Origin of the sequence: Corynebacterium sp. KPL3927 (genome assembly GCF_040225835.1) — a bacterium.
Lineage (GTDB): Bacteria > Actinomycetota > Actinomycetes > Mycobacteriales > Mycobacteriaceae > Corynebacterium.
In genome coordinates, this window is the sequence record NZ_JBEHGD010000014.1 from 32864 (window position 1) to 58929 (window position 26066).

Annotated in this window: 24 protein-coding genes and 1 tRNA gene; 9 read left to right on the forward strand and 16 right to left on the reverse strand. The window is 58.3% G+C overall.

What is annotated here, in order from left to right:
• The first annotated feature begins 12 nt into the window (after positions 1 to 12).
• Positions 13 to 1977 carry an ATP-dependent DNA helicase gene (locus tag ABRP86_RS07880; protein WP_349863590.1) on the forward strand — a complete coding sequence of 655 codons (1965 nt, stop codon included), beginning with the start codon at positions 13 to 15 and terminating at the stop codon, positions 1975 to 1977.
• On the opposite strand, the gene ABRP86_RS07885 is transcribed toward ABRP86_RS07880, so the two are convergent.
• The 4 genes from ABRP86_RS07885 to nrdF all read right to left on the reverse strand — a co-directional run bounded on the left by ABRP86_RS07885 (position 1943) and on the right by nrdF (position 6861).
• The gene (locus tag ABRP86_RS07885) at positions 1943 to 2665 is read right to left on the reverse strand and encodes a peptidyl-tRNA hydrolase (protein ID WP_349863592.1); all 723 of its coding nucleotides are present in this window, start codon (positions 2663 to 2665) and stop codon (positions 1943 to 1945) included. The two genes, ABRP86_RS07880 and ABRP86_RS07885, sit on opposite strands and share 35 nt — an antisense overlap.
• A complete protein-coding gene (serB, locus tag ABRP86_RS07890; RefSeq protein ID WP_349863594.1) occupies positions 2658 to 3764 on the reverse strand; it encodes a phosphoserine phosphatase SerB in 1107 nt (368 codons plus the stop codon). The genes ABRP86_RS07885 and serB overlap by 8 nt, the downstream gene beginning before the upstream one ends.
• Positions 3765 to 3845: 81 nt before the next feature.
• Positions 3846 to 5540 carry an aa3-type cytochrome oxidase subunit I gene (gene ctaD / locus ABRP86_RS07895; protein ID WP_239269909.1) on the reverse strand — a complete coding sequence of 565 codons (1695 nt, stop codon included), beginning with the start codon at positions 5538 to 5540 and terminating at the stop codon, positions 3846 to 3848.
• A 331-nt stretch (positions 5541 to 5871) separates the two neighbouring features.
• Positions 5872 to 6861, reverse strand: a complete 990-nt coding sequence (gene nrdF, locus ABRP86_RS07900; protein ID WP_239269910.1) for a class 1b ribonucleoside-diphosphate reductase subunit beta — start codon at positions 6859 to 6861, stop codon at positions 5872 to 5874.
• 130 nt (positions 6862 to 6991) lie between these two features.
• Here nrdF and ABRP86_RS07905 point away from each other — a divergent pair, with 130 nt between their 5' ends.
• A complete protein-coding gene (locus ABRP86_RS07905) occupies positions 6992 to 7678 on the forward strand; it encodes a FadR/GntR family transcriptional regulator (RefSeq protein WP_239269911.1) in 687 nt (228 codons plus the stop codon).
• On the opposite strand, the gene nrdE is transcribed toward ABRP86_RS07905, so the two are convergent.
• From nrdE to ABRP86_RS07930, 5 genes are all read right to left on the reverse strand, one after another.
• Positions 7675 to 9837 carry a class 1b ribonucleoside-diphosphate reductase subunit alpha gene (nrdE, locus tag ABRP86_RS07910; protein WP_239269912.1) on the reverse strand — a complete coding sequence of 721 codons (2163 nt, stop codon included), beginning with the start codon at positions 9835 to 9837 and terminating at the stop codon, positions 7675 to 7677. The genes ABRP86_RS07905 and nrdE overlap by 4 nt on opposite strands.
• A 54-nt stretch (positions 9838 to 9891) precedes the next feature.
• Entirely contained in the window at positions 9892 to 10323 is a 432-nt protein-coding gene (nrdI, locus tag ABRP86_RS07915) for a class Ib ribonucleoside-diphosphate reductase assembly flavoprotein NrdI (RefSeq protein ID WP_239269913.1), read from the reverse strand.
• Between the two features lie 24 nt (positions 10324 to 10347).
• Positions 10348 to 10587, reverse strand: coding sequence for a glutaredoxin-like protein NrdH (gene nrdH / locus ABRP86_RS07920; RefSeq protein ID WP_349863597.1), 240 nt, complete (start codon positions 10585 to 10587; stop codon positions 10348 to 10350).
• Between the two features lie 370 nt (positions 10588 to 10957).
• Positions 10958 to 11080: a type B 50S ribosomal protein L36 gene (gene ykgO / locus ABRP86_RS07925; RefSeq protein ID WP_003847162.1), complete on the reverse strand. Its 123-nt coding sequence runs from the start codon at positions 11078 to 11080 to the stop codon at positions 10958 to 10960.
• 127 nt (positions 11081 to 11207) lie between these two features.
• A complete protein-coding gene (locus ABRP86_RS07930; RefSeq protein WP_349863599.1) occupies positions 11208 to 12557 on the reverse strand; it encodes a sugar porter family MFS transporter in 1350 nt (449 codons plus the stop codon).
• A gap of 27 nt (positions 12558 to 12584) precedes the next feature.
• Between ABRP86_RS07930 and nadE the strand changes: the two genes are divergently transcribed.
• Positions 12585 to 13406, forward strand: coding sequence for an NAD(+) synthase (nadE, locus tag ABRP86_RS07935; protein WP_349863601.1), 822 nt, complete (start codon positions 12585 to 12587; stop codon positions 13404 to 13406).
• On the opposite strand, the gene ABRP86_RS07940 is transcribed toward nadE, so the two are convergent.
• A complete protein-coding gene (locus ABRP86_RS07940) occupies positions 13403 to 14140 on the reverse strand; it encodes a fructosamine kinase family protein (RefSeq protein ID WP_239269915.1) in 738 nt (245 codons plus the stop codon). The two genes, nadE and ABRP86_RS07940, sit on opposite strands and share 4 nt — an antisense overlap.
• Before the next feature lie 170 nt (positions 14141 to 14310).
• On the opposite strand from ABRP86_RS07940, the gene ABRP86_RS07945 reads away from it, so the two are divergent.
• Both ABRP86_RS07945 and ABRP86_RS07950 read left to right on the forward strand, forming a co-directional pair.
• Positions 14311 to 15156 carry a GDSL-type esterase/lipase family protein gene (locus tag ABRP86_RS07945; RefSeq protein ID WP_239269916.1) on the forward strand — a complete coding sequence of 282 codons (846 nt, stop codon included), beginning with the start codon at positions 14311 to 14313 and terminating at the stop codon, positions 15154 to 15156.
• Between the two features lie 42 nt (positions 15157 to 15198).
• Positions 15199 to 15996, forward strand: coding sequence for a GDSL-type esterase/lipase family protein (locus ABRP86_RS07950; protein ID WP_349863605.1), 798 nt, complete (start codon positions 15199 to 15201; stop codon positions 15994 to 15996).
• Positions 15997 to 16058: 62 nt separating this feature from the next.
• Here ABRP86_RS07950 and ABRP86_RS07955 read toward each other — a convergent pair whose 3' ends face one another.
• The 4 genes from ABRP86_RS07955 to ABRP86_RS07970 form a co-directional block, all read right to left on the reverse strand.
• Positions 16059 to 16688, reverse strand: coding sequence for a cutinase family protein (locus ABRP86_RS07955; RefSeq protein WP_349863607.1), 630 nt, complete (start codon positions 16686 to 16688; stop codon positions 16059 to 16061).
• A 365-nt stretch (positions 16689 to 17053) separates the two neighbouring features.
• Positions 17054 to 17126, reverse strand: a tRNA-Ala gene (locus tag ABRP86_RS07960).
• A gap of 77 nt (positions 17127 to 17203) precedes the next feature.
• Positions 17204 to 17929 carry a DsbA family protein gene (locus ABRP86_RS07965; RefSeq protein ID WP_239270139.1) on the reverse strand — a complete coding sequence of 242 codons (726 nt, stop codon included), beginning with the start codon at positions 17927 to 17929 and terminating at the stop codon, positions 17204 to 17206.
• A gap of 53 nt (positions 17930 to 17982) precedes the next feature.
• Positions 17983 to 18429, reverse strand: a complete 447-nt coding sequence (locus ABRP86_RS07970) for a MauE/DoxX family redox-associated membrane protein (protein WP_239270138.1) — start codon at positions 18427 to 18429, stop codon at positions 17983 to 17985.
• Positions 18430 to 18514: 85 nt separating this feature from the next.
• Here ABRP86_RS07970 and ABRP86_RS07975 point away from each other — a divergent pair, with 85 nt between their 5' ends.
• From ABRP86_RS07975 to ABRP86_RS07990, 4 genes are all read left to right on the forward strand, one after another.
• Entirely contained in the window at positions 18515 to 18817 is a 303-nt protein-coding gene (locus ABRP86_RS07975) for a fluoride efflux transporter family protein (protein WP_239270137.1), read from the forward strand.
• On the forward strand, positions 18814 to 19173 hold the full coding sequence (locus ABRP86_RS07980; RefSeq protein WP_239270136.1) for a fluoride efflux transporter FluC: 360 nt from the start codon (positions 18814 to 18816) through the stop codon (positions 19171 to 19173). The genes ABRP86_RS07975 and ABRP86_RS07980 overlap by 4 nt, the downstream gene beginning before the upstream one ends.
• A gap of 62 nt (positions 19174 to 19235) precedes the next feature.
• A complete protein-coding gene (locus ABRP86_RS07985; RefSeq protein ID WP_239270135.1) occupies positions 19236 to 20435 on the forward strand; it encodes an alpha/beta hydrolase in 1200 nt (399 codons plus the stop codon).
• Positions 20422 to 22557 carry a bifunctional lysylphosphatidylglycerol flippase/synthetase MprF gene (locus ABRP86_RS07990; RefSeq protein WP_239270134.1) on the forward strand — a complete coding sequence of 712 codons (2136 nt, stop codon included), beginning with the start codon at positions 20422 to 20424 and terminating at the stop codon, positions 22555 to 22557. The genes ABRP86_RS07985 and ABRP86_RS07990 overlap by 14 nt, the downstream gene beginning before the upstream one ends.
• On the opposite strand, the gene ABRP86_RS07995 is transcribed toward ABRP86_RS07990, so the two are convergent.
• A complete protein-coding gene (locus tag ABRP86_RS07995; RefSeq protein WP_349863611.1) occupies positions 22554 to 25097 on the reverse strand; it encodes an ABC transporter permease in 2544 nt (847 codons plus the stop codon). The genes ABRP86_RS07990 and ABRP86_RS07995 overlap by 4 nt on opposite strands.
• The gene (locus ABRP86_RS08000) at positions 25098 to 25826 is read right to left on the reverse strand and encodes an ABC transporter ATP-binding protein (protein WP_239270132.1); all 729 of its coding nucleotides are present in this window, start codon (positions 25824 to 25826) and stop codon (positions 25098 to 25100) included. It abuts the gene before it with no gap.
• Positions 25827 to 26066 lie beyond the last annotated feature (240 nt).

Sequence of the window (26066 nt, forward strand, 5' to 3'; positions counted from 1 at the left end):
AGACTGTGTGGGGTGAGTGACCCTGCAGATGAGCCCCTAAACCACGACACGGAAACGCTGCTAGGCGCGGCGGTGGATGCGCTCGGCGGCTCCCGCCGCGAGGGCCAGGTTCGCATGGCCAACGCGGTATCCAAGGCCTTGGAAACCGAGCGCCACCTCGCCGTCCAGGCGGGCACGGGTACGGGTAAATCCCTGGCCTACCTGGTTCCGGCCATCCGGCATGCGATGAACTCGGGTTCCACCGTCGTCGTCTCCACGGCCACGCTGGCCCTGCAGCGCCAGTTGGTGGAGCGCGACCTCCCGCGGCTGACGGAGGCGCTAGCCGATGTCATGGAGCGCACCCCCACCTTCGCCATCATGAAGGGCCGCAATAATTATGTGTGCCTGAATAAGATCGCGGCCACACCGGATGACCCGGAGGCTCTAATCGATGAGTCCGATATCTCCTACCGCGGCAAGGCCGTGCGCCGCATCCACGACTGGGCGCAGGAGACAGAGACCGGTGACCGGGACGATTTAGAGTTCGGCGTGCCGGATTTGGTGTGGCGGGCGGTATCGGTGACTTCGAATGAGTGCTTGGGGGCTGGGCGCTGCCCGCACGGTGCGGATTGCTTCGCCGAAGAGGCCCGCCGAGCGGCTGCCGATGTCGATATTATCGTCACCAACCACGCCATGCTCGCCATCGACGCCATCTCTGAGGCCAATATCCTGCCCGAACACGATGTGGCGATCATCGATGAGGCCCACGAGCTCGATGGGCGCATTACCTCCGTCTCCACGGCGGAGATTACCTCCCGCGCCATTAAGATGGCGGCGAACCGGGCTAAGTCATTGGGCAATGCCGGTAACCTGGCGGAGTTGGCGGATGAATTCGATGATCTGCTGCGCGTGCAGGAGCCCGGCCGGTGGACGGATTTGGATGAGACGTCCCAGGCGCACTTGCGCGCGCTTGCCGACGAGTTCCTGCGCGTTAAATCCCTCATCTCCCGCGCCCCAGAAGGCGAGGCTAACGATGACCCAGAAAAGAACGCCGAGCGCCAAAACCTAAGCAATCACCTCACGGACCTGGCCGAGGCAATCGGTAGGATCTTGGAGGTCTTCGCCACCGATGACCCTGCCGCGCAGGACGATGTCGTGTGGCTGGAGGGCACCGATACACTCGCCGTCGCGCCGTTGTCTATCGCGCATATGCTGCGCGAGAACCTATTTGGGGAGCAAACGGTCGTACTCACCTCGGCCACGCTGGCCCTAGGCGGGCGATTCGACGCCATGGCAGCACAATGGGGCCTACCGTCCGGCACGTATGACACGCTCGATGCGGGAACGCCCTTTGACCCGGCGAAATCCGGCATCTTATATACCGCCAAACACCTCCCGGCGCCGGGGCGCGACGGCCTGTCCTCCGAAACCCTAGAGGAAATATACGAGCTCATCATGGCCGCCGGCGGGCGCACGCTGGGGCTATTCTCCTCGCGTAGGGCGGCAGAAGAAGCCGCGGAGGCCTTGGCGCCGCGATTGCCGTTTGATTTGTATGTGCAGGGCGAAGATGCCATCGGCACGCTGGTGGACAAGTTCTCCACGAAGGAAAACTCCTGCCTGTTTGGCACCTTAACCCTCTGGCAAGGCGTGGACGTTCCGGGGCCGTCGTGCTCGCTGGTCCTCATTGACCGCATCCCCTTCCCGCGGCCCGATAACCCGCTGCTGCAGGCCCGATCCCAGGCAGCCGATGCCGCCGGCCGCTCCGGGTTCATGGAGGTCTCCGCCAATCACGCGGCCCTCCTCATGGCGCAGGGATCCGGGCGGCTCTTGCGCCACGTAACAGACCGCGGGGTCGTCGCCGTGTTGGATAACCGGCTGGAATACAAGCGCTACGGCGCATTCCTCAAAGCATCCATGCCGCAGTTCTGGCAAACCACGAACCCGGAGACGGTGCGCGGGGCGCTTAAGCGATTGGTCGCCGCAGCGCACACACGGTAGCCGAGTCGGGGGCGATCTCGGTAAACCCGGCATCGATGATGACCACCGCCTCTTCCTGCGCGCAGGCGGTGCCAAATAACTCCGCGTCCACCTCGCGGACGGAAAGCGGGAAACCTTCTGCCGCCCAGGCGGCGGCTTCCTCTTGGCTCATAGCCGCGGCGAACATCATCGAACCGTGGCCCACTTGAGCGGCGGCCTTGCCCGCGGTCATGGCGAGGCTGCGGTCGACGTAGATAATGGGGGCATCGGCAAGCGGAGGCCCTGGCTCGTCCATTGCGAGATCCGTATGACCGATCTGCAGCTTACTAATCAACGGGTCCACCTCCCCCACTGCCGAGGGCGCAAACGCACGCGCGCGGTCATCAACGGTGACACCAGGCAGTAGCTGCACATCGCGCCACGCCTTATTGCGCGCGCGGCGGGCGATCTTGCGGATGCGGTGACCATACCACTGCGCGAGCGCCGCGGCGAAGGCGCCGTCCTCGCCGGCGCGGTCATCTAGGCAGGCGGCCACCACGGCGCGGGCTGCCGCAGTAAACACCTCGCTGCGCGCTGGAGGATCCTGCTTGGGGAGGTGGAGGGCTATCTGCATCGCTTGCACGGTGGACGGGTCCGCTGGGTCCTCGTGGGAATCGCGGGCCGTGCAGGCGGCGACGAGGCGCTGGTGGGCTATCTCAAACTTAGTCATCGGCAATCCCCAGCATCGGTAGGACGGCGTCGAGGCGGCGCGGGGTGATGCAAGCATCGGCGGTCTCGCGCAACGCTGGCTTCGCGTCAAAGGCAACACCCAACCCGGCAGCGGTGACCATGGCGATGTCATTAGCGCCATCACCCACCGCGACGGTGGACTCCATGCCGATTCCGGAATCGGCGGCGAATTCGCGCAAGAAATCCTCCTTCGCCTGGCGGTCGACCACCTGCCCAATCACCTTGCCGGTCAACTTCCCATCGCGGATTTCCAGGGTATTGGCCCGTACGTAGTCGAGCTGGAGGTCTGTGGCCAAGCCCTCGAGAACTTGAATAAAGCCACCCGAGACCACGGCGGTGCGGTGGCCCAGACGGTGGAGGGTACCGATCGCTTCCTTAGCGCCAGGTGTCAGCTCGATATCGCGGGCAACCTCATCGATGATGGAGGCATCTAGGCCCTCCAGCACCGCGACGCGCTCGCGTAGGGACTCCTCGAAGTCCAATTCGCCGCGCATGGCGCGCTCGGTCACCGCGGCCACTTCTGCTTCCTTGCCCGCGTGGGCGGCGAGCATCTCGATGACCTCGCCTTCAATCAGCGTCGAATCGCAGTCGAAGCATACCAAGCGCTTGCCGCGATTGCCCAAGCTCTCGAGGGAGATATCGATACCACGTTCAACGGCGACTTGCCGCAGCTCCCGCCGCGCCGCGGTGGCATCTTCGAGTGCCACGGTAAGTTCCACCGCGAAAAGGGAATCCAGCGCTATCCGGCGCATGCGAAACGTCTCCCCTTTCACGGTCTCCTGCACCGCGCTAATGTCCTCGGCGGTAATATCCGCGCCGATGAGCGCGACGGCATAGCTTGGCGCAACGGACACCTCGTGCCCGAAGGGTGTCATGGCCTCGCGCACTCGTTCTTCTAGGCCAGCGTTACCGCACTGCGCGGTGAGGGTGAGGTGATTGGAGGCGGTGGCGAGGTGGACATCGGCAAGCGGGTCAGGAAAATCAGCCAACGCGGTAAGGAAAGCGGCGGCCGCCCCCGGAACATCTGGTCCGAGGCTAGTAATGATCGTGGTATCAGTTTGAATATTCACAACGACCATTATCCCACACACGCCAAAGCCGCCCTCCCTACCTCTGAGAAGCTGGGGAAGGCGGCTGTAGTCAGGAGTTAAAGTGCGGGCTTAGTGCTTGCCTACGTGAGCTTCCTCGCGCATGCGCTCAACCATGTGCGGGTAGTGCAGCTCGAATGCCGGACGCTCGGAGCGGATGCGTGGCAGGGAGACGAAGTTGTGGCTTGGAGGCGGGCAGGAGGTTGCCCACTCCAAGGAGTTGCCGTAGCCCCATGGGTCGTCCACGGTAACGACCTCACCGTAGCGCCAAGACTTGAATACGTTCCAGACCAGCGGGATAACGGAGGCGCCGAGAACGAAGGAGAAGATGGTGGAAATCTGGTTGAAGACCGTGAAGCCATCGGACTCTAGGTAGTCGGCGTAGCGACGTGGCATACCCATGTTGCCGACCCAGTGCTGAATCAGGAAGGTGCCGTGGAAGCCGATGAAGGTCAGCCAGAAGTGAATCTTGCCTAGGCGCTCGTCCAGCATGCGGCCGGTCATCTTCGGGAACCAGAAGTACAGGCCACCGAATGCGGAGAACACAACCGTACCGAACAGGGTGTAGTGGAAGTGCGCAATCAGGAAGTAGGACTCAGCCAAGTGGAAGTCCAGCGCCGGAGAAGCGAGCATAACACCGGTCATACCACCGAAGAGGAAGGTAGCCATGAAGCCCATGACCCAAATCATCGGGGTATCCCAGGTGATGTGGCCCTTCCACATGGTGCCGACCCAGTTGAAGAACTTCACACCGGTAGGCACCGCAATCAGGAACGTCATGAACGAGAAGAACGGCAGCAGGATGGCGCCGGTGACGAACAAGTGGTGTGCCCACACGGCCATGGACAGCGAGCCGATAGCCAGGATGGCGAAGACCAGGCCGATGTAGCCGAAGACCGGCTTGCGGGAGAAGACCGGGACAATCTCGGAGACAACGCCGAAGAACGGCAGCGCGAGGACGTAGACCTCGGGGTGGCCGAAGAACCAGAACAGGTGCTGCCACAGGATGGCACCGCCGTTAGCGGAATCGTAGATGTGGCCGCCCAGCTTGCGGTCATACAGCACGCCCAAGGCGGCTGCGGTCAGCAGCGGGAAGATCATCAGCACGATGGCGGAGGCGGTGAAGACGCCCCAGCAGAAGACCGGCATGCGGAACATAGTCATGCCCGGTGCGCGCAGGGTCAAGATGGTGGTGATCATGTTGATGGCGGAGGCAATGGTACCGACACCGGTAGCGCCCACACCGACGATCCACATATCGGCGCCGATGCCGGGGGTGTGTACGCCATCGGCAAGCGGCATGTACATGGTCCAGCCGAAGTCAGCCGCACCACCAGGGGTGATAAAGCCAAGCAGCATGACGATACCGCCGAGCAGGGTCACCCAGAAACCAAAGGCGTTCAGACGCGGGAAGGCCACGTCCGGCGCGCCAATCTGGAGGGGCAGGATGTAGTTACCAAAGCCCCAGACAACTGGCGTAGCAAACAGCAGCAGCATCACGGTGCCGTGCATGGTGAACAGCTGGTTGAACTGCTCATTGGACAGGAACTGCAGACCCGGGGTGAAAAGCTCCGCACGGATCAGCAATGCCATAAAGCCACCGAGGAAGAAGAAGCTGAAGGCCATGATCAAGTACATGATGCCCAGCTGCTTGTGGTCGGTGGTGGTTAAAAATACCCAAGCCTTTGAACCGGTCTTTTCCCTACCGGTCGGCTCTGGACGTGTGGGAGCGACGTAATCGTCGACCCGTGGCGCCACAGCGGTCATAGAATCCTCCTGAATAACAAAGTGTCAGCGGACCGGGTCCACCTACACCTAGGTTTACTTCGATTATATTAGGACATTTTCCCCTGTTCTTGCCAGCTTCTCTTAAAGGTCTTTCAGCTTGGGGGTATCCCCCCCCAATAACCACAACCGTCACATACCCCCAGCACGTGGGGCGGGCATCATTTAAGGTTTACATTCTTTGGGCTAGGTATGGGTGTCGCATGTCACAGCGGTTGCGAGATATGCAGGTCAAAAACCGGAAAACGCACCCCCGCTCGTTATCAACCTTTCGGTTGAGTGTGAAGCGAAGGTGCGCGGGGACTAGGAACGGCTAGAAGTCCCAGTCATCATCCGTGGTGTCCTCGGCCTTGCCGATGACATAGGACGAACCCGAGCCGGAGAAGAAGTCGTGATTCTCGTCGGCGTTGGGCGAAAGAGAGGACAGGATAGCCGGCGAGACGCGGGTCTCATCGGCCGGGAAGAGGCCCTCAAAGCCCAGGTTATTCAGGGCCTTGTTGGCGTTATAGCGCAAGAAGCGCTTGACGTCTTCGGTCCAGCCCAGCTCGTCGTAGAGATCCTCGGTGTAGTCGATCTCGTTGTCATAGAGCTCGAAGGCCAGATCGAAGGTATAGTCCTTCAATTCCTCTTGCCGCTTTTCATCCAGCTTCTTGTATTCCTGCTGGAACTTATAGCCAATGTAGTAGCCGTGCACGGCTTCGTCGCGGATGATCAGCCGGATGATATCGGCAGTATTGGTCAGCTTCGCGCGGGAAGAGAAGTACATCGGCAGATAGAAGCCGGAGTAGAACAAGAAGGACTCGAGCAGCGTGGAGGCCACCTTCTTCTTCAACGGGTCATCACCGTTGTAGTAGGCCAGGATGATCTTGGCCTTCTTCTGCAGGTTCTCGTTTTCCTCGGACCAGCGGAAGGCATCATTGATCATCGGGGTGGAAGCCAAGGTCATAAAGATATTGGAATAGGACTTGGCGTGCACCGACTCCATGAAGGCGATATTGGTATATACCGCCTCCTCGTGCAGGGTCTGCGAATCCGGAAGCAAGGAGATCGCACCGACTGTGCCCTGGATGGTATCCAGCAGCGTCAGGCCGGTAAAGACCCGCATGGTGGTTTCTTTTTCTTTTTCCGTCAGCGTCTTCCAGCTGGGGAGATCATTAGAGACTGGGACCTTTTCCGGGAGCCAGAAGTTACCGGTCAACCGCTCCCATACCTCGAGGTCTTTGTCATCGGGGATGGTATTCCAGTTGATAGCTTTTACCGGGCTGTCATGACTAGCAACGTAGTCATCGTATTCGTGCGACACGCGATGTCACTCCAATGCTTCACTGTGTAGAATTTCGAGTCCCAGCATACCCAATGCCGCCCTACCTCATCCCGCCGCACCGCGTCTATAATAAAAGCGCATTACACAGCCAGGAAAGGACGCCCGCGCCATGGCAGAAACCACTCCCCTTTTAGGCCCTGTAGTAGACCAGCTGGGCACGGATATCGTCAGCGGGGACATGGCGGAAGGCACGCGGTTTCGCCTTGGGGACATCGAAAAGCGCTTTGGCATCTCCCGCACCGTGGCGCGCGAGGCCATGCGCACCCTCGAGCACTTAGGGATGGTTTCTTCTGGGCGCCGGGTGGGCCTTAAGGTGCTGCCGCGCAGCAGCTGGGCGGTCTATGATCCCGCCGTCATTTCGTGGCGGCTGGGCCACGATAGAACGCGCGCGGAACAGGTCGCGCGCCTCAACGAGCTGCGCCTTGGCATCGAGCCGGTGGCGGCGCAGCTTGCCGCGCGCAATGCTAGCCCGCAGCAGCGCCGCGAATTGCTGCGGCTAGCAGAAAGGCTCAGCGAGCTCGAGACCACCCCTTCCCCACGGGTAGGCGAAGAACTCGAAACCGACCTGCAATTCCATACCCTCATCCTGGAGGCCTCCGGCAACGAGATGATCGCCGCGTTGGCGCCAGCCTTGCTGGCCATCTTGAAGGGCAAATCCGTCTTTGGTTCCCGCAAGCGGGATCCGATTCGCGGCACGACGCAGCTACATATGGATTTAGCGCGGGAGATCGACGCCGGCGAGGCCGAAGCCGCCGAGCGCACCTCCCGCGCTATCCTGGACCGCGCCCGCACTTAGAGCATGCAGGAAACGCAGCCCTCGATCTCGGTGCCTTCCAGGGCCATCTGGCGCACGCGGATGTAGTACAAGGTCTTAATGCCCTTGCGCCAAGCGTAAATCTGTGCCTTATTCACGTCGCGGGTGGTGGCGGTGTCCTTGAAGAACAGCGTCAGCGATAGCCCCTGGTCCACGTACTTGGTGGCCTCAGCGTAGGTATCAACGATCTTCTCGTAACCAATCTCGTACGAGTCCTTGAAGTACTCCAAGTTGTCGTTATCCATATGCGATGCCGGGTAGTACACGCGGCCAATCTTGCCTTCCTTGCGGATTTCAATCTTGGAGGCAATCGGGTGGATCGACGAGGTGGAATTGTTGATATAGGAAATCGAGCCCGTCGGCGGCACCGCCTGCAGGTTGCGGTTGTAGAGGCCGTGCTTGGCGACGTCCTCCTTCAACTCCGCCCAGTCCTCTGCGGTGGGGGTGTAGATAGAGGAGGCATCGAAAAGAGCCTTGACCTTTTCGGTGCGCGGCTGGAACTCCGCCGGATCATAGGAATCAAAGAACTCGCCGCTGGCGTAATCGGATTCGGGGAACTCGGTGAAGGTCGTGCCGCGCTCGCGGGCGATCTTATTAGAAGCGCGCAGGGCGGCGTACATGATGGCCGCGAAGTAGGCGTTAGTAAAGTCCAAGCCCTCTTCGGAGCCGTACTCGATGTGCTCACGGCCCAAGTAACCGTGCAGGTTCATCTGGCCCAAGCCGATGGCGTGCGAGTCATCGTTGCCCTTGCGCACGGACGGGACGGAATCGATGGAGGTCTTATCCGCCACCGAGGTTAGACCGCGAATCGCGGTTTCCACCGTTTGGGAGAAGTCCGGCGAATCCATGGTCATGGCGATATTCAGCGAACCCAGGTTGCAGGAAATATCGTTACCCACCTGGTCATAAGAAAGATCCGCATTGAGCTCGGAAGCGGAGTTGACCTGCAAGATCTCCGAGCACAGGTTGGACATGTTGATCCGGGAGGTCTTAACCGGGTTGGCGCGGTTCACCGTATCCTCAAACATCATGTACGGATAGCCGGACTCGAACTGCAGCTCTGCCACGGTTTGAAAGAAGTGGCGCGCGTTGATCTTCTTCTTCCGGATGCGCGGGTCCTCGACCATTTCTTCGTAGTGCTCGGTAATGGAGATATCGCCGAAGGCCTTGCCGTAGACGCGCTCGACGTCGTACGGCGAGAACAGGTACATATCGTCGTTGTTCTTGGCCAGCTCGAAGGTGATATCAGGGATCACCACGCCCAAGGACAGGGTCTTAATGCGAATCTTTTCATCCGCGTTCTCGCGCTTGGTGTCGAGGAAGTTCATGATGTCCGGGTGATGGGCGTTGAGGTACACCGCGCCCGCACCCTGGCGTGCACCCAGCTGATTGGCGTAGGAGAATGCATCCTCCAGCATCTTCATCACCGGAATAACGCCGGAAGACTGGTTCTCGATGTGCTTAATCGGCGCGCCGGATTCGCGGATATTAGACAGCAGCAGGGCCACGCCGCCGCCGCGCTTGGACAGCTGCAGCGCAGAGTTGATGGAGCGGCCGATGGATTCCATGTTGTCTTCGATGCGGAGCAGGAAGCAGGAAACCAATTCGCCGCGCTGCTGCTTGCCGGCGTTCAGGAAGGTCGGCGTAGCCGGCTGGAAGCGGCCGGTCATGATCTCATCGACGAGGCGCTCAGCCAGCTCACCATCGCCATCACCAAGGAAAAGCGCCGTCATGGAGACGCGGTCCTCAAAGCGCTCCAAGTACCGGCGGCCGTCGAAGGTCTTCAGCGTATAGCTGGTGTAGTACTTATAGGCGCCAAGGAAGGACTTGAAGCGGAACTTATAAGAGTAGGCGCGCTTGAATAGGGACTTGATGAACTCGAAGTCATAAGCCTCAATGACCGCTGGGTCATAGTACTTATTGCGCACCAGGTAATCGATCTTTTCTTCCAAGTCGTGGAAGTAGACCGTGTTCTGGTTAACGTGCTGCAAGAAGAACTGATTGGCGGCCTCGCGGTCCTTATCAAATTGAATCTTGCCGTCTCCGTCGTAGAGATTCAGCATGGCATTGAGCGCGTGGTAATCCAGCTGCTCTTCCTGCGATACTGGCTCTGCTACGGTCTTTCCCAATTGCGTACTCACAGCTGACGCGGCCTTTCTTAAAATCAGGATTCTATTAAGTGTGTCGCACCGCGGCTAGGCTGCCTCATCCAGTCCCAACTGGGAAGCATTAGCCAGCAGGCCTTCGCGACAAATTTTTATATCTTCATCGTTGCCGAGCAATTCGAAACGATACACATAAGGCACCTTACATTTGGCGCTGATAACGTCACCAGCTTTGCCAAAATCGGCGCCGAAGTTGCTATTTCCGCCGGCGATTACCGCTCTGATAAAACTGCGGTTGTGCTCATTATTTAAGAATCTAATTACCTGCACCGGTACGGGCCGGGAGTTTTGGTGACTTATGGAGGCTCCCCCGCCGTAGGTGGGACACACCAAGACGTAAGGCTCATTGACCACTAGCGGCTCATCAGTGCGGCGCAGGGGGATTCGTGCGCTAGGAAAACCTAGCTTCTGCACGAACCGGTGCGTATTTTCCGTAGTAGAGGAAAAATACACGACCAACATGACGGCACCTCCCTCCTCGGCTGCTTACGCAGAGGCGGCAAGCGCTGCGAGGTTCTTGATGCGGTCAGGGCGGAAGCCCGACCAGTGCTCGCCGTTTGCTTCCACGACGGGTGCCTGGACGTAGCCCAAAGCCATAATGTAGTCACGGGCCTCATCGTCCACGGTGACATCTACCACGTTGTAATCCAGGCCCGCGCGGTCAAGGGTCTTCTTGGTGGCGTTGCACTGAACGCAGGCAGGCTTGGTGTAGACGGTGATAGACATAATAACTCCCTAAAATCCTTTTGCGAGATAGCTTTTGCTCTTAAAAAGCGGAGGTTCTGACCCCTTTTCAGGCCACTTCCTGCACCGCTCTGAGCGACACCAACGACACTATACTTTGGGGGAATTGACCGCAACTGACACAACATATAGTAGTTACATCCATGATATTCCCAGGAGGGCCTGGGGTCAGACCCCACATGTTGACCACCGCGGCACCCAACCGTGAAACTACACGCCTGCTATTCCTGCGGGTTTACCTTCTGTTCACCTAAACATGTGGCAAAGTTCACATTTTCGCCACAGAACTGTAAAACCAGAAAATCCGCCTCGCTCCGAATCATCGGAGGAGGCGGACTTCCTTAAGTTTCAATTAGCCCTGACGAGCCTTGAAACGGGGATCCTTCTTGTTGATCACGAAGACCTTACCGTGGCGGCGAATAACCTGGGCGCCCGGCTTCTTCTTCAGCGACCGAAGGGACTTACGGACCTTCATCGGGCGCTCCTTTCGTTATGCGCAATCTACATGCGGTTGAGTAAATAAAGCACGGACTGGGAATCCCCAGCCATGACACGAGGAATAATTTTACCTCACCCGGCCATCAAGACCAAAACACTAGGGCCTAGCGGGGTGCGGATTCCCGCGAGTAGCGGGATTTCATCTCCTCGCCTACCTCATCCAGGCTACGTCCCATGGTCTCTGGTACCAAAATGCGGGTGTAGCCGATGGCGATAAGCCCCAGCACGCCGAATACTCCAAAGGCCACTGGGCCAGTGAGCCACTCCACCAGCGGCAAGAAGTACTGGGCCACAACCCAGTTGGTGGCCCACAGCGAGAGCCCGGCGATGCCCATGCCCAAGCCGCGTACCTGCAGGGGCACGAGCTCCGAGATGAGCAACCAGGTCGTCGGCGAGACCGCCGCTTGCTGGAAGGCAATGAACGAGGCCATAAATACCAGCGAGACCATCGCCATCGTGGTGGAATCGGCGGCGTGCGAGTATGCCACGGACAAGATGAATAGCGAAATCACGTTGCCGGTCAGGCCGATGAGCAGCAGGCGCTTGCGGCCGATGCGGTCGACTACCTTGAGTCCCACCCAGCAGGCGATGACGGAGACCACGCCAATGACAATCGAGGTATAGACCGAGTTGGTGGTGGAAATTCCCACCTGGCTCATCATGGTGGGTGCGAAGTAGACGATGGCATTAACGCCGGTGATCTGCTGGGTCAGGCCCATCAGCATGGCGAGCAATACCGTCATTTGCATCCAGCGATTGGCCTTCAGCGCCTTCCACTCGGAGCCGCTGGAGCGGCGCGCCGTTTCCTGGGAGGTAAGCTCTGCCAGATCCATCCCGGCGCGGCCTGCAACCTCGCGGGCTCGCGACATCTTATTGTGTGTGGCTAGCCAGACTGGGGTCTCTGGCAAGAAGAGCATGCCCACGGCGAGGGCCGCACCCGGTACGGCCGCAAGCCCCAGCATCCATTCCCAACTTTCCGTGGGCGCGAGGGCCGAGTTGACCAAGTAAGCCAACAACTGGCCTACCACGATCAACAGGGTATTCAGGGAGACCATACGCCCGCGGATCTTGGCCGGCACCATCTCTGAGATATACATGGGCGAAACAATGGATACCGCACCGACGGCAAAGCCTAGGAAGGTACGGGCCGTGGCCAGCATGGTCACCGACCCCGCCAGCGCGCACCAGATAGAGCCCAAAACAAAGATGATGCCGCCGGCGATCAGCGTAAAGCGGCGGCCAAACCGGTCTGCGATGCGGCCTGCGGTCAAAGCACCTACCGCGGCACCTACCAGCAGCATGGAGGTCACCCACCCCTCTTGGTGGGCGGTCATATTAAATTCCGGGGTGATATACAGCAAGGCACCGGACATCACGCCGGTGTCATAACCAAATAATAAACCGCCAAGGGCGGCAATTGCTGCAACTACCTTGACATAACTTTCTTTATTCACAGCACGCAATTGTGTCAGGAGACTACGATGAACGTCATGTCACCCGATGCCGAAAACTTGCAACAATCCATCATAAAACAGCTGGATGTACGCCCCTTTATCGATCCAGAAGAGGAAATTTCCCGCCGCGTGGATTTCCTCGTGGAATACTTGGAAATGACCCATGCCAAAGGCTACGTGCTGGGCATTTCCGGCGGTCAGGATTCCACCTTGGCGGGAAAACTCACCCAGCTTGCGGTAGAGCGGGTAGAAGGCGCCGAATTTTGGGCCGTGCGCCTGCCCCACGGCGCGCAGGCGGATGAGGACGATGCCCAGATCGCCCTTGATTTCATTCGCCCGGACCACCGGCTCACCGTTGATATTCAACCGGCCACCGCGGCGCTGAGCCAAGAAGTGGCGCGCGCGGTGAACCAGGATTCCTTGAACGATTTCAATCGCGGCAATGCCAAGGCGCGCCTGCGCATGACCGCGCAATATGCCATCGCCGGCGAGGTGGGCGCGCTGGTTGTGGGCACGGATCACGCAGCGGAAAACGTCACCGCGTTCTACACCAAGTGGGGCGATGGCGCGGCAGACCTACTCCCCCTGGCCGGGCTAAATAAGCGCCAAGGCGCGGCATTGCTCAAGCACTTAGGTGCGCCAGAGTCCACGTGGTCCAAGGTCCCCACCGCGGATTTAGAAGACGATAAGCCGCAGCTTCCCGATGAAGAGGCGCTCGGCGTCACCTACGCCCACATCGATGACTACTTAGAGGGCAAGGCGGTTCCCGATGCCGCCCGCGAGCGCATCGAGACCCTGTGGCACCGCGGCATCCACAAGCGCCAGATGCCGCAAGAGCCAACCGCCTAAGCCAGCGCCTCTAGCGTGGCGAGTGCCGCGCGCTCCAGCGGCCGGTTATAGGCCGAGCCGTGGGTCAGCGCGTGCACAGCTAGTGGGTGCAGTTGATGCATGGGAATCCAGGTTTCAATATCTTTCGGCGCCCCATAGCCGCGGAAGATTTCCTCTATATAGGGCGCGCCGAATAGCGCCAACATGCCCAAATCAGTGTGCGGATGCCCGCCGTGAGCTGCGGGATCGATCATGATGCCACCCTGGGCATCGAAAAGCAGGTTGCCTGCCCACAGGTCACCGTGGATGCGCGCAGGCGCCACATCCCAGCTGCGGGCGGCAATCGCATCGCAAGCCCGCTTAACCAAGTCCCTTTGCGCAGTACTGATTCCGGCCGGCTCCGCAAACGGCAGCACGCGCTGCTGGGCATAGAATTCACCCCAGTTATCGGTGGGCGTGCACTCCTGTTCAATGGTGCCGATGAAGTTTCTTCCTTCCCACCCCTCCGGCGCGCTGCCAAAAGCCGGCGCCCCAGCACGGTGCACGCGCGCAAGCTCCGCACCAAATTTTCGCGCTGCCTCTGCAGTGGGCGCTACCTCGTTGATGCGTTCTGTAACGATTTCCTTGTCGTCGGCGCTAATTACTGTGGCTACCGCATCCGTGGCTTCACCCAACCACCGGAGGCCGGCAGCCTCAGCACCAGCTTGGTCTTTATCGCGTACTTGCTTAGCAAAGGTCTGCATATTGACCAGCATAACTACTTCGGTAGCACACCAGGTTGGGCCGGAAAACTTAGAATTACATGCCTCGCACTTTAATTGACAAAGTTTTTCAGTTAGTTAATTGGCCCACTGCGAATTAAGATGCTGTACATAAATAATTTACCGAATGGTAAATTCTCTCTCTCGAATTGAAAAGGATAACTATGGTCGGAATTAACGGCATTAAGAGAAAGTTCGTCGGTGGTCTCCTCGCGCTTGGTGCTGCCTTGACGATGGCCCAGTCTGCCAACGCAGCAGAACCCCACGGCAAGGAAATGGTCACTTTCGGCGACTCTTTCTCCGCTAACGGCGGCGCCCCTGGGGATCGCGCAGCGGTCAGCCCTTTCTCCGCCTCTACTCCCCTACCGAACACGTGCAGTAACGACAAGCACAACTGGGCACACCAAACTGCCCGGAATCTCGGTCACAGCCTTGCGGACTACACGTGCAACGGAACCAGCTATTGGGTAGCTGCCTTCGTCGAACACGCAGTCCGCTCTGGGAATATTGGCCCCGATACGAAGGAAGTCACCTTCATGTATGGCGGCCTGCAGCCTGGCACCTATGTCGATGCACTGGCTAACGCCGCCGCCCCAAATATCCCTAAGGGCTCGAGCTACCGCGGATTGCTGAACGCGCAATTCAGTAAAATTCGATCCGTGGCCCCGAATGCACGCATCACGATGGTCAACTACGTTCCAATGACGGTTAATGACACCCTCTGTGTGGTCAATGACGACCGGATGCAGCTGCCACTGTCCATCCCAGGTGTTACTCGCGCAGAAGAAGAGTTCAACCGCGAAATCGGACGTGCCGCAGACTCCCTTGGCGTGAACTTCATCGATCTTCACAACCAAGCAAAAACGCACGATCCTTGCCAGCCGGACACCAACCACCGGTGGGCAGTCATTGCTCAGACCCCGACGGCCCCTTCCGTGATGCCAATGCACCCAACTGATGTTGGACACACAGGAATGGCAGGTATTATTACGAATGGCCTAAGGAACTAGGCCTCACCTCCCCTATTCCCAGAAAGTAAACTCGGAGTAAAAGTGAAGCGCATTAATAAGCTCGCCGCGGCTGCCACTTTCATTACAGCACTTGCGGGCACGAGCACCGTTGCCACAGCTGCAGTCCCAGGAAACACCGTTCTCGTTGGTGACAGTATTGTAGCCAACCCAACCGTCGCTGACCATGCGCTGAACAAGGCGCATAAAACGGCCAATACCGGAGTGGGCTGCGTTACCGATAATGCCATTGCCACTGAGATGAGCAATGTTTCCGGTGCACACGTTGACCAGTACCAATGCGCAGGTGCTTCTTTAGCCACTGGAGGCGTTCACGTCGATAACTCTCTCCGCAAGGCAGCAGAAGACGGCAACCTTAACCACGAGACCAAAAATGTCGTTATCGTTGCCGGCGCTAATGACACCTACCCCCACAAAACGGATATCGCAGCCTCCGACCGCGCGATTCGCGGTGGTCTCCGCAGCGCACTCGATGTAGCCCACCAGCACGCACCGAATGCCAAGGTGACTGTCGTAGGTTACCCGCACGTGACCCGCGGCAACTCCACTTGCCTGACCTCTTCGATCATTCCCCTACCCATCGCAGCCGTCTCTGACACAGAACAGCGCCTCCAAAACACCCTGCGCGAAGTGTCCGAGCAAAACGGCGCAACCTTCTTAGATGCACAGCCCATGTCTGAAGGACATGACATGTGCTCGCCAGACCGCTGGTGGGTTAACCTCGTTGACCCAGTACCACCAGCTCCCGGCAACCTACCACTGCACCTTAATGCCCACGGCACCGCAACTTATGGCCAGTTTATCGGCCACGCTCTGCAGTAAGTAGAAAGAAATTATCCCGCATAATTTTAAACTATGCGGGATATTTTTATGAGTTTTTCTGGTTAGTGGTTATTGATCCAATCGATACCTGCCTGAAATTCCGCCCCACCGTACTGCATATGGGCAAGTTGTCCGCGTAGCAGGTTTATATTATCCATTGCGCCATGGTGAGAGGCCTCACCTACGATCTGCTGCAAAGGCAGCTTGCCGTGTGCTGCGTCCACCTCCATGGACGGGGATACCAATCCCAGGTAATCCTCTGGGTAGTTACAAATAATATCCTGCGGGTTGCAAACCTCGAACACGTCAGACCCCAGTTCGCCGTACCCACCGTCGAGGTGGCCTAGAGCGCCGGTCGCATTGGACATGTCATCGTGATATTGCGCAGCACCATTGCCACCCTGGTACGGGTTGGCATAGTGGGCTGCAGATGCAAACCTTTCTTTATCAAGTGGTCCGCGCCCGTGCGCCGCATCGTTAATGATGCGTGCGGAAATATCTGCTCCCTCGGAATAGCCGACCAAGGAAACCTTGCTATTTGGGCAGTCATTCTGGATTTGCTGAATCTTAGCTGCAGTGCGGTTATATCCTTCGTTAGAAGAGTCAGAATATTTCGACACGGCAAATGGGAAGGCCTGGTAGCCCACAAAGGTGGCATTCGTATCCGGCTGGAGTCCGAGCTTAACGCCCATCTGTCCGGTAATTAGACCGTGCGGAACATCCGAAGGTGCTGACGGAATAGTATTCGCTCCGCCAGGAACAAAAACAACCTGCTGGTTAGCACACGTCGGAGCGGACATTGGGTTCCCAGGAATCGCCGCAGTGGCGGCGGGAGCAGAAAGTGCAAGTGCGGCTGCAGAGATTACGCCAGCAGCCGCAGCTTTCACAGTAAAATTCATATAATTTCCCATTTTCAAAAGGTTCCGGCGGTTTGCACGGGTTACATTACATGAGTCTTAGTTAACAGGCGACACCCCAACGCACTGTAACCAGACACATTTTCACATGAAAAATCCCGAGACACCGTTCTTACACGATGCCTCGGGACACTATATTGTGGAGCTAACGGGATTCGAACCCGTGACCCCCACACTGCCAGTGTGGTGCGCTACCAGCTGCGCCATAGCCCCATATACGAGGTGCAACCCCTGTGGGCCGCAACTCGTATGAATATACATGGCGAGTATTTAACTCACCAAATCGCCTGCTACTTGGTGGCGACGTCTACCCAGTCATTCAAAGACTGACCAGAATCCTTATCCGGAATATCCTTGCCGTTTTGGACAACGCGCGGCGAGGAAACGGAGTCGGTTTCCTTTTTCAGCTTGTCTGAGTTTGCCTTGCCAACCTTATTACCTTGCTCGATATCCACGTTCTTGATGGAATCAACCACGGCATCCTCGGCGCCGAGCTCCTTCGCTTGGTCAGCGATGTCTTCGATTTCCCACTGGCTGGCAACGCTCTGCTGGTTTTGCATCATGTAGTCGCGCAAATTCCAGTAGGTCTTCACATCGCCGGACTTAGCTAGTTCCGACAAGGCTGCCGCAGCCTTAGTGGAGTAGCCATCATTGTTTTCATCACGCACCTTGTCCAAGAAATTCAGTGTGCGCACGTGGACGACCAGCTTGCCATCCTCAATCGCCTGCTTCATCTCCTCATCGGTGCTTTCCGCCAACTCCGCGCAGTGGGGGCAGGAGAAGTCTTCGTAGAGGTCTACTTCTGGAGTATCGTCATTGGCCGCATCGGACTTCAGGGTAATCGCGTTGTCCTTATAGTCCATGGACATATTAACGTCTTGCACCTCGATTTCATTGGCTTGCTTGCCATTCCACACGATGTAGCCAATGACCACGGCGATAATAACGAGGAGGACGCCGACGCCCCAGATGAAACCATTGCCAGACTTGGCATTTGGGTCACTTACTTTGCTCATTTAAACCTTGCCTGTAGATACTTTCGGACTCTTGCAACCTACTGTGCCCACCACTACGGGTGGAGCGCAAATTTCGTGAACGGGCGTTTGATGGTCCATGCGGTAAGGGCGAGGAAGGCGGCATCGCGAAGCAGCGTCAGCCCGTAGTTCATGCCGGGCTCCGCAGCAGCATCACCAGCACCAAAGCACCCGCAATCGATGTCCAGCCCACGCAGCCATGCCTGGAGAATGCCGACCATGAAAAGCACCATGACCACGGCCGCAACTTTGGAGGACTCGCGGAGGAAAATCCCCAGCAGAAGGAGCATTCCGCCCACCAGCTCTAGCGGGCCAATGAGCTGGGCCAAATACCCAGACCATTCGGGCGTGAAAATCTCATAGGCCTTGATGGATTGCATGGTATCCAGCGGGTGCGCCATCTTCTCTACGCCGGCGATGATCCACACCGCGGCCATGCCAAAGCGAGCAATGAAGCTCACCACATCAAACGTCTTATCCACGCCGATTAGTTTAGCGTTTAACCTCCTTTTTTCAGATACAATGCCCTGTGCTTTTCCTGAGACTTCGCCCACTATGATGGGCCCCATGCCGCACTTCCTCATCGCCGGGTCCGGTGCCGCGCTCGGCGCCGGTGCCCGCTATCTCTTAACCATCGCGCTCGGCGGCGGGCTGATCCCGCTGCTTATCCTCAACATCGTCGGCAGCGCGCTGATGGGATATACCCGCCCAGGGCCTTTCTGGGGCACCGGATTCTTGGGCGGTTTTACCAGCTTTGCTGGCTTTGCTTTCTTCACCGCAGATTCCCACTGGAGCATCGCCCTGGCCTATGTCGCGGCCACGCTCGTGGGCTGCACCGCCGCCTACCTCGCTGGGGATAAGCTGCGATGAACCTGCTCTTCGTCCTTATCGGCGGTTTTCTCGGCGGCGCGGCGCGCTACGGTTTTACCCGCCTGCTGCCCTCGCCGTATTGCACCTTCGTATCCAATATCCTGGGCTCCTTGGTTTTTGGCTTGGCGGTGGGCTTTTCGCAGCTTGCCGATGCCCCCTTCACCCATCCCCTCTTCGCCCTCGGCCTCGCCGGTGGACTTTCCACCTGGTCCACCATGGCGAAAGAGCTAGGGGAAATGGTCAAACAGCGGCAATGGTGGCCCCTATGCAAATACCTCTTTTGGACCATCGGGATCGGAGTGGTTTTAGCCTGGCGCGGGGTGATGTGGGCTGGACTTATCTATCACGGGATCTAGGTACGCAATTCCCAGCTCGCTCCTAGCTAGATTGGACCAGCGCAGGCCTACGATTTCTCTGTGTGAACTTCTTTATGAACCTGCCATTGGCCGAGCCCGTCAACGGCGTCATATTCCTCCTCATCCTCGCGGTAGCGGCGATCGTTGTTATCACCCAAAAGAAAATCTGGCCGATACTTTTCGCCCTAGTCCTCTGCGCCATTGCGTGGTTCTTCCTCCGGCGCTGGGAAGTACCCTGGCACATCTATCTAGCCGCGGTGGTTCCCCTGGCCGCACTCCTCCGCAGGCCCAAGGTGATCACGGTCGTGGTGGGAATCTTTTCCCTCTTGGCCACCGTCGGGCTAGTCAATATGGAATATCAAACCTATCCAGACGTCGGCTCCCTCGACCCGCGCCCTGTGGCGAAGGAAATGGACTATGACGAGTTCACCACCACCCATTCCGGCGCCGCCCTCGTCCACGTCGATCTGCCCGGCGCAACGTCCCACTTCTCCGCGCGCACCGCCACCGCGTATATCCCGCCCGCATACTGGACGAATCACAACCTCCCAGTTCTGGTCCTTCTCCACGGCAACCCCGGCGGACCGGATCAATGGTTTGGTTCGGGCGAAGCGGACGAAACCGCCGATCAATTCCAAGCGGCCAATGGCGGGCGCAGCCCCATCGTCATCGCCGTCGATGCCACCGGTTCCGAGACCGCGAACCCCATCTGCGCCGATAGCGATGTCGCCCAAGTCATGACCTACCTCACCCGCGATGTTTCCAAAGATATAAAGTCAAAGTTCCAAGTCAACAACGATCAGCACACCTGGACCATCGGCGGGCTAAGTTACGGCGGCACCTGCGCGCTGCAAATAGCTACCACCCATCCGAATGCCTACGGCTCCGTTATTGATATCTCCGGCGAGGCCGAGCCGACCATTGGCAGCCATTCCGCCACCGTTAATAAGTTTTTCCACGGCGATGAATCCGCCTATAACAACCAAGACCCCGCCTACCTCTTGGAGCGCAACCGCTACGACAACCTTCAGGCCATCTTCATCGCCGGTGATGACGATGCCGCATCCGTCAACGCCCTGCGCTCGCTATCAGATAAAGCTCGGGCAGCCGGAATGAAAACCTATTACGGCACGCGGCCGGGTGGGCACTCCTTCCAGGTCTGGCGCCCCGCGCTACGCGAATCCTTTGCTTGGGCCGCTGCCCGCGGCGGCATCAAGGTAGAAACAGATCCGTTCGATGGGATTAACAATGTCCATTCTTAAAAAGCTTCCCGTTTCCATCGCTCTGCTGGCCATCATGTGGTCGCTACACCTCGTCGATTTTCCCCTCAAACCGTGGCTTGCGCTCACCACCGCTCACCCGGGTGCTTCCATCATCATTACCTTGCTCATCGCCACCTGGCTCGCCCCGGCCGAGTGGCTCCTCGGTTCCACCTATACCCTCACCACCGGGCTGGCGGCGACGGCGATTGGAGTGCCGATAACGCTGGGCATCGCCAAGCACTGGCCCAATAGCACCGACTTCCTCAGCCCGATTGGATTCATCGTAGGCGCGGCCGGGTTCGCCTCCGCGTTCATGCCTCGCCTGTGGCGCCGCCGCCTCCGAATCTCCATTCTTTCCCTGACCGCCACGTACGTGCTGTACGCGGGCGCGCTTTCCGATGTCCTCGGTATCACCACCGCCGCCCTATCCATCGCCGCCGGCCAGCTGCTCGCCAAACCCGCGCCCGGTACGCCGACCGTGCGCGAACAGCGCGTGCTCATCGCCGTCTGCGTCGCCTGCGTTGCGATAGGCCCCGCCTTCATCGCTCTGGATCCGTTGGCGCAAGGCCCATTTTCCGATGTCACGCGCCTGCTCTGGCAAGATAGCCGCGGGATCGGGCCCGTGATAGCCAACCTGTTACCGCTCATCTTGCAGCTCGTCTTTTGCTTCGGCCTCGTGCGCGGGCGCATCACCGCCTGGAGGCTCGCGGTCTTATCGCAGGTAGCGGCCCTTGCCCTGCTTGCCTATAGGCTTTCTTTCCTCCCCGAGCTCATCCCTGTCACGCTGCCTTGGCTTAGCGTGCTCGCAATCCTGCTCATTAACCGGCGGCTGTTTCCCACCCACGAAAACCGCGCCTATCTCCTGCGCACCGCTCTGTTAAGCGCTGGCATCGCCGCATGCGGTTCGGTGCTCTGGATTCTCATCGCGCAGCTGCACGCCCCACTGCCGAACGTGCTCGCTGAAACCCCGTTGCGCTTCCTGCCCACCGTGGTGGCCCTGATACTTCCCCACCACGTAATCCCCACGTCCTCCCTCGCCTGGTTCCTTTACGAGTGGATAGGAAACGCCTTTTGGTTCTTCGTGGCCTTCCGCCTCTATCGCGGTTTCTCCCGGCCCACCGATCCAACGAATGAGGCGGATCTCCGCACCGCGCGCCGCCTGCTTGAATCCGGCACCGGCGACCACCTTTCCTTTATGACGCTGTGGAAATCCAATCGCTACTTTTTCCACGGCGATTCCTTTGTGGCTTACCGCGTCTCCAACGGTGTCGCCCTCACCCTAGGCACGCCCGTGGGCCGCGATATCAGCGCCGAATTCGCAGCCTTCGCCGCCCACCAAGGCTGGGCCGTGGCCTGGTATTCCGTCAACGCGGACTTCGCCGCCGCCCACCCGGAGCTCAAGCGCGTCCACGTTGCCGAAGAGGCCGTCTTGCCCTGCCGCACAGAGTTCAAGGGAAAGAAATTCCAGAACGTGCGCACCGCCCGCAATAAAGCAACCAAGGAAGGAATTCGCACCCGCTGGACCAGTTGGGCTGAACTCGACCTGACCACCATCGCCAAGATCACCGCGCTCAGCGAGGAATGGGTAGCAGAAAAGGCGCTGCCCGAAATGGGATTTACCCTCGGCGGGCTAGAAGAAATGAAAGTCCCCGGCACTCGCCTGCTGCTTGCCGAAGCCCAGGACGGCACCCTCCACGGCGTCACCAGCTGGATGCCCGTCTTCGAAAACGGCTCCATCGCGGGCTATACCCTCGACGTCATGCGCCGCAACGAGCACGGCTTCAAGGGAGTTATGGAACTGCTCATCTCAGAAGCCTTGCTCATCGCAAACGCCGAGGGTTGTGCCTGGATCTCCTTATCCGGCGCCCCTCTGGCCGGGCAAGCACCGTCGCCCTCCTGGCTCGACAATCTCTTGCAGCGCCTAGGCAATGAGGTCGAGCCCTTCTACGGATTCCACAGCCTGGCGGCAAGCAAAAAGAAGTTCCAGCCCGAAGAGCACCCATGGTTCCTGTGCTACGACGACGAGCTGAAACTTCCTAATATCGGTCTAGCGACGATGCACGCCTACCTTCCAGACCTCAAGACCACGGATGCGGTCAAGGCCTGGATATCCAGACATTAATCCGCAATCGCCTCCAGCGGCGGCGTCTTTGCCGCGCGTTGCGATGGCCATACCGCTGCAATGATGCCCACAACTGCGGATCCCAGCAGCATGGTTACCAACATGCCCCACGGAACCTCGGCGCCGCCAAGGCCCTGATCATTCAAGATCTCAATGAAGGACCAGCCCAAGCCGAGGCCAATGAGAATTCCCATGATCGCACCAAAGAGCGAAATCTGGACCGACTCCAGTGTGATCATCCTGCGGATTTGGCGGCGCTGCGTACCCACCGCACGCAACATGCCAATCTCCTGGCGGCGTTCGATAACACCCAAGGTCAAGGTATTGACAATACCCAGTACCGCGATGATCACGGCTAGTGCGAGAAGACCGTAGAGAATGGCCAGCATCTGGTCGATGAAGCCAGCGGCCTGACCCGCGTATTCCTTACCGGTATTGACCTGCACCACCACGAGATCCTTGACGGCATCCTCGAGGTTATTGCGCAGCTCTTCCTTGTCATAGCCTTCTTGACCTAAGACGCCCACCATCTGCACGGAGAATTCACCGTCAGCGGCGACCTGTTCTGCCACGTCCTGCGAAACCACCATATTTTGAATGGTCTCAATGGGTTCAAAGGTACCGACCAGTTTCGCTTCCGCAGTCTTGCCCGGCTCGCTCCCGGTGACCTCGTAGGTCTCTCCTACCTTCCAGCCATTTTCTTTGGCGAAGTCTTCCGTGGCGGCAAAGCCACCTTCAATATTGGCATCGCCTTCCACCATGTTCATCGCCAGCATCGAGGTAGGGTCAGCATCCACCGTCACGGTGAACAACCCGCCGCTACCAAAGTCCAAGGAGGCCTGACCGTCCACGGCAACCGGCGCCGAGCCGACGGTAATGACCTTATCCACACCGTCTGCCTCTGCGGCACGCGCACCGGTTTCCTTCGGCGTCGGGAAGTTTCCGGAGCTTGGTCCGGACAAAATATAGTCCGACGTAATAGTTTGGTCCACCGTATCCGAGATGGAAGCCTTCATTGTCTGTCCCAGCATGCCGATGCTCGTGACCAATGCCACGCCCAAGGTCAGGGCAAAGGCCGTGGCGGCGGTGCGGCGCGGGTTACGCCGCGAGTTGGTAGCAGCCAGCTTGCCGATGGACCCGAATGGCGCACCGATAGCCCTGCCCAGCGTTGGCACCAACGGCAAAGAGAGTGCGGGACCAGCCAGGAAGAAACCAATAATCACTCCGACGGCGCCGAGGCCAACGAGAATGGCGCGGACGTTCGTTTCGGCATCGCTAAGCACGCCTGCAAACGCCGCGATAATGCCGCCAATCATGATGATGGCACCGAAGATCGTGCGCACCTTTAACGAAGAGCCGGAGGCCGACTCCGTCGTGCGCATCGCCTCAACCGGTTCCACAGCACCCGCGCGCCGCGCCGGAGCCCACGCGGAGACCACGGTGACAATCGTGCCCAAAATAATGGGGACCACCACGGCCGACACGCTCAAGCCCAAGCCACCGCCGATGTCCATCCCATTGGCGCCCATAACCGCCTTGATAACGGCGACCAATCCCACGCCGGCAAGAACGCCGACGATGGAGCCCAGCACACCAACGATAACGGATTCCACCACAACGGAATTGGTGATCTGGCGACGCGAAGCGCCCAAAGCGCGCAGCAGAGCAAACTCCTTGATGCGCTGGGCCACAATCATGGAGAACGTATTGGCAATAATAAAGGTGCCCACCAACAAGGCAATCAGACCAAAGGCAACGAGGAAGTAGTTCACAAACTTCAATGCCTCAGTCATTGCTTCACTGGTTTGCTCTGCCAGGCGCTCACCGGATTCGACTTTGATGTCGAACTTGTTATTGAGGTCATCGACAAGCGCATTCGCATCCACGCCATCAGCAGCAGAGACCTTCAGCTGGGAGGGATCACCAAAGCGTTCTAGGTAATTCGCCTCGTCCATGCGCAGCTCGATGCTATCGCCCTGCTCCACCGGCGGTTCCACGATACCCGCGACCATAACCTCGTCCTGGCTATCCGGATGAACCACCACAAGCTTCTGTCCAACGGAAATATCGTATTTCTCCGCAGCAGAGGAATTGATCGTTACCTCATCTAAGGCTTGCGGCTCATCGCCTTCAATGAGCTCACTAGCGCCGCCGACGGTTTTATCCGCAGGATAATACGGCACGAGGCTCGCAGTACCGCTCTGAGTTTGGAAGGCCTCCGAGTTTTCATCGGCAACAACTACCGTCTGCGAGTCAGCGACGTTGATGTTTTTAACCTCGGGATCATCAAGCAGCTGTTGGCGCAGCACTTCATCCAGCTTCTGGTCACTATCATCATTCTCACTGACCACTGCGTCTACACCGCGGAATTGGTTATCCACCGCGGAATCAAAAGTGGCCTTTAATGAGTTAGTGAACATGAAAGAGCCAGCAATAAAGGCGGTGCCTAAAACCACCGCCAAAATTGTCAGCCCAAGGCGCAACTTATGCGCCAAAATATTGCGCACGGATACCCTGCGCATTGCGTTTCCGCGTGCCATTTAACCCTCAATCTCTGCCATTACATTGTGAATGGCCTCCATCGTTGGATCCTGCAGTTCATTAACGAGCTTGCCATCAGCAAGGAAAACAACGCGATCGGCATAAGACGCCGCTTTAGCATCATGCGTCACAATAACCACAGTCTGGTCATCCTGGTCCACTGCAGTCCGCAGAATATCCAGCACCTCAGCCGAGGAATTGGAGTCCAAGTTACCCGTAGGCTCATCTCCAAAAATAATCTCCGGCCGCGACACTAAGGCGCGAGCACAGGCCACACGCTGCTGCTGACCACCAGACAATTCCGCCGGACGGTGCTCCAACCGCTCCGCCAGCCCCAGGCGACGCGTGACTTCCTCGAACCATTGCTTGTCGACGTCCTTACCCGCAATGTCAGTCGGCAGCGTAATGTTTTCCGCCGCCGTCAAGGTAGGGACCAAGTTGAAAGACTGGAAAATAAATCCCAGGCGATCACGACGCAGCGCCGTAATGTCTTTGTCATTGAGGTGGGACATATCGGTATCTCCGATAAACGCCGACCCAGAAGTAGCAGAGTCTAATCCTGCCATCGTGTGCATCAACGTAGATTTGCCCGAACCCGAGGGGCCCATAATGGCCGTGAATTGGTTCTGTCCAAACTCAATAGAAACGTGATCAAGGGCGATAACAGCCGTGTCATCGCTTCCGTATTGCTTAAACAAGTCAACGGCGCGTGCCGCGGCATCAGTCATAAAGCGTGTTCTCCTTGTAAATGGGAAATTACCTCTCTATATAGTAACCCGCTTATTCGCAGTCTCTCATCATCCCATGGGCTGATTTGGGCGTATTGGTGTGGTGGTGTTGGGTTGGTGGGGTTTATTTTTTGTTGTTGTGTTTGTTTCTTTTGTGGTTGAGGGGACCTGACCCCCAGATGGTGGACACCTTGAAACCAGCATCTCGCTGGGGAAGTGAGGTACCTTTCCACCATGCCA

What these genes read in the sequence shown, in the direction of transcription:
- ABRP86_RS07885 (WP_349863592.1), bottom strand. Translation starts at nt 2,665, where the DNA reads ATGACTAAGTTTGAGATAGCCCACCAGCGCCTCGTCGCCGCCTGCACG.
- serB (WP_349863594.1), bottom strand. Translation starts at nt 3,764, where the DNA reads ATGGTCGTTGTGAATATTCAAACTGATACCACGATCATTACTAGCCTC.
- ctaD (WP_239269909.1), bottom strand. Translation starts at nt 5,540, where the DNA reads ATGACCGCTGTGGCGCCACGGGTCGACGATTACGTCGCTCCCACACGT.
- ABRP86_RS07905 (WP_239269911.1), top strand. Translation starts at nt 6,992, where the DNA reads ATGGCAGAAACCACTCCCCTTTTAGGCCCTGTAGTAGACCAGCTGGGC.
- nrdI (WP_239269913.1), bottom strand. Translation starts at nt 10,323, where the DNA reads ATGTTGGTCGTGTATTTTTCCTCTACTACGGAAAATACGCACCGGTTC.
- nrdH (WP_349863597.1), bottom strand. Translation starts at nt 10,587, where the DNA reads ATGTCTATCACCGTCTACACCAAGCCTGCCTGCGTTCAGTGCAACGCC.
- ykgO (WP_003847162.1), bottom strand. Translation starts at nt 11,080, where the DNA reads ATGAAGGTCCGTAAGTCCCTTCGGTCGCTGAAGAAGAAGCCGGGCGCC.
- nadE (WP_349863601.1), top strand. Translation starts at nt 12,585, where the DNA reads ATGAACGTCATGTCACCCGATGCCGAAAACTTGCAACAATCCATCATA.
- ABRP86_RS07940 (WP_239269915.1), bottom strand. Translation starts at nt 14,140, where the DNA reads ATGCTGGTCAATATGCAGACCTTTGCTAAGCAAGTACGCGATAAAGAC.
- ABRP86_RS07945 (WP_239269916.1), top strand. Translation starts at nt 14,311, where the DNA reads ATGGTCGGAATTAACGGCATTAAGAGAAAGTTCGTCGGTGGTCTCCTC.
- ABRP86_RS07955 (WP_349863607.1), bottom strand. Translation starts at nt 16,688, where the DNA reads ATGGGCGTTAAGCTCGGACTCCAGCCGGATACGAATGCCACCTTTGTG.
- ABRP86_RS07965 (WP_239270139.1), bottom strand. Translation starts at nt 17,929, where the DNA reads ATGAGCAAAGTAAGTGACCCAAATGCCAAGTCTGGCAATGGTTTCATC.
- ABRP86_RS07975 (WP_239270137.1), top strand. Translation starts at nt 18,515, where the DNA reads ATGCCGCACTTCCTCATCGCCGGGTCCGGTGCCGCGCTCGGCGCCGGT.
- ABRP86_RS07980 (WP_239270136.1), top strand. Translation starts at nt 18,814, where the DNA reads ATGAACCTGCTCTTCGTCCTTATCGGCGGTTTTCTCGGCGGCGCGGCG.
- ABRP86_RS07990 (WP_239270134.1), top strand. Translation starts at nt 20,422, where the DNA reads ATGTCCATTCTTAAAAAGCTTCCCGTTTCCATCGCTCTGCTGGCCATC.
- ABRP86_RS07995 (WP_349863611.1), bottom strand. Translation starts at nt 25,097, where the DNA reads ATGGCACGCGGAAACGCAATGCGCAGGGTATCCGTGCGCAATATTTTG.
- ABRP86_RS08000 (WP_239270132.1), bottom strand. Translation starts at nt 25,826, where the DNA reads ATGACTGATGCCGCGGCACGCGCCGTTGACTTGTTTAAGCAATACGGA.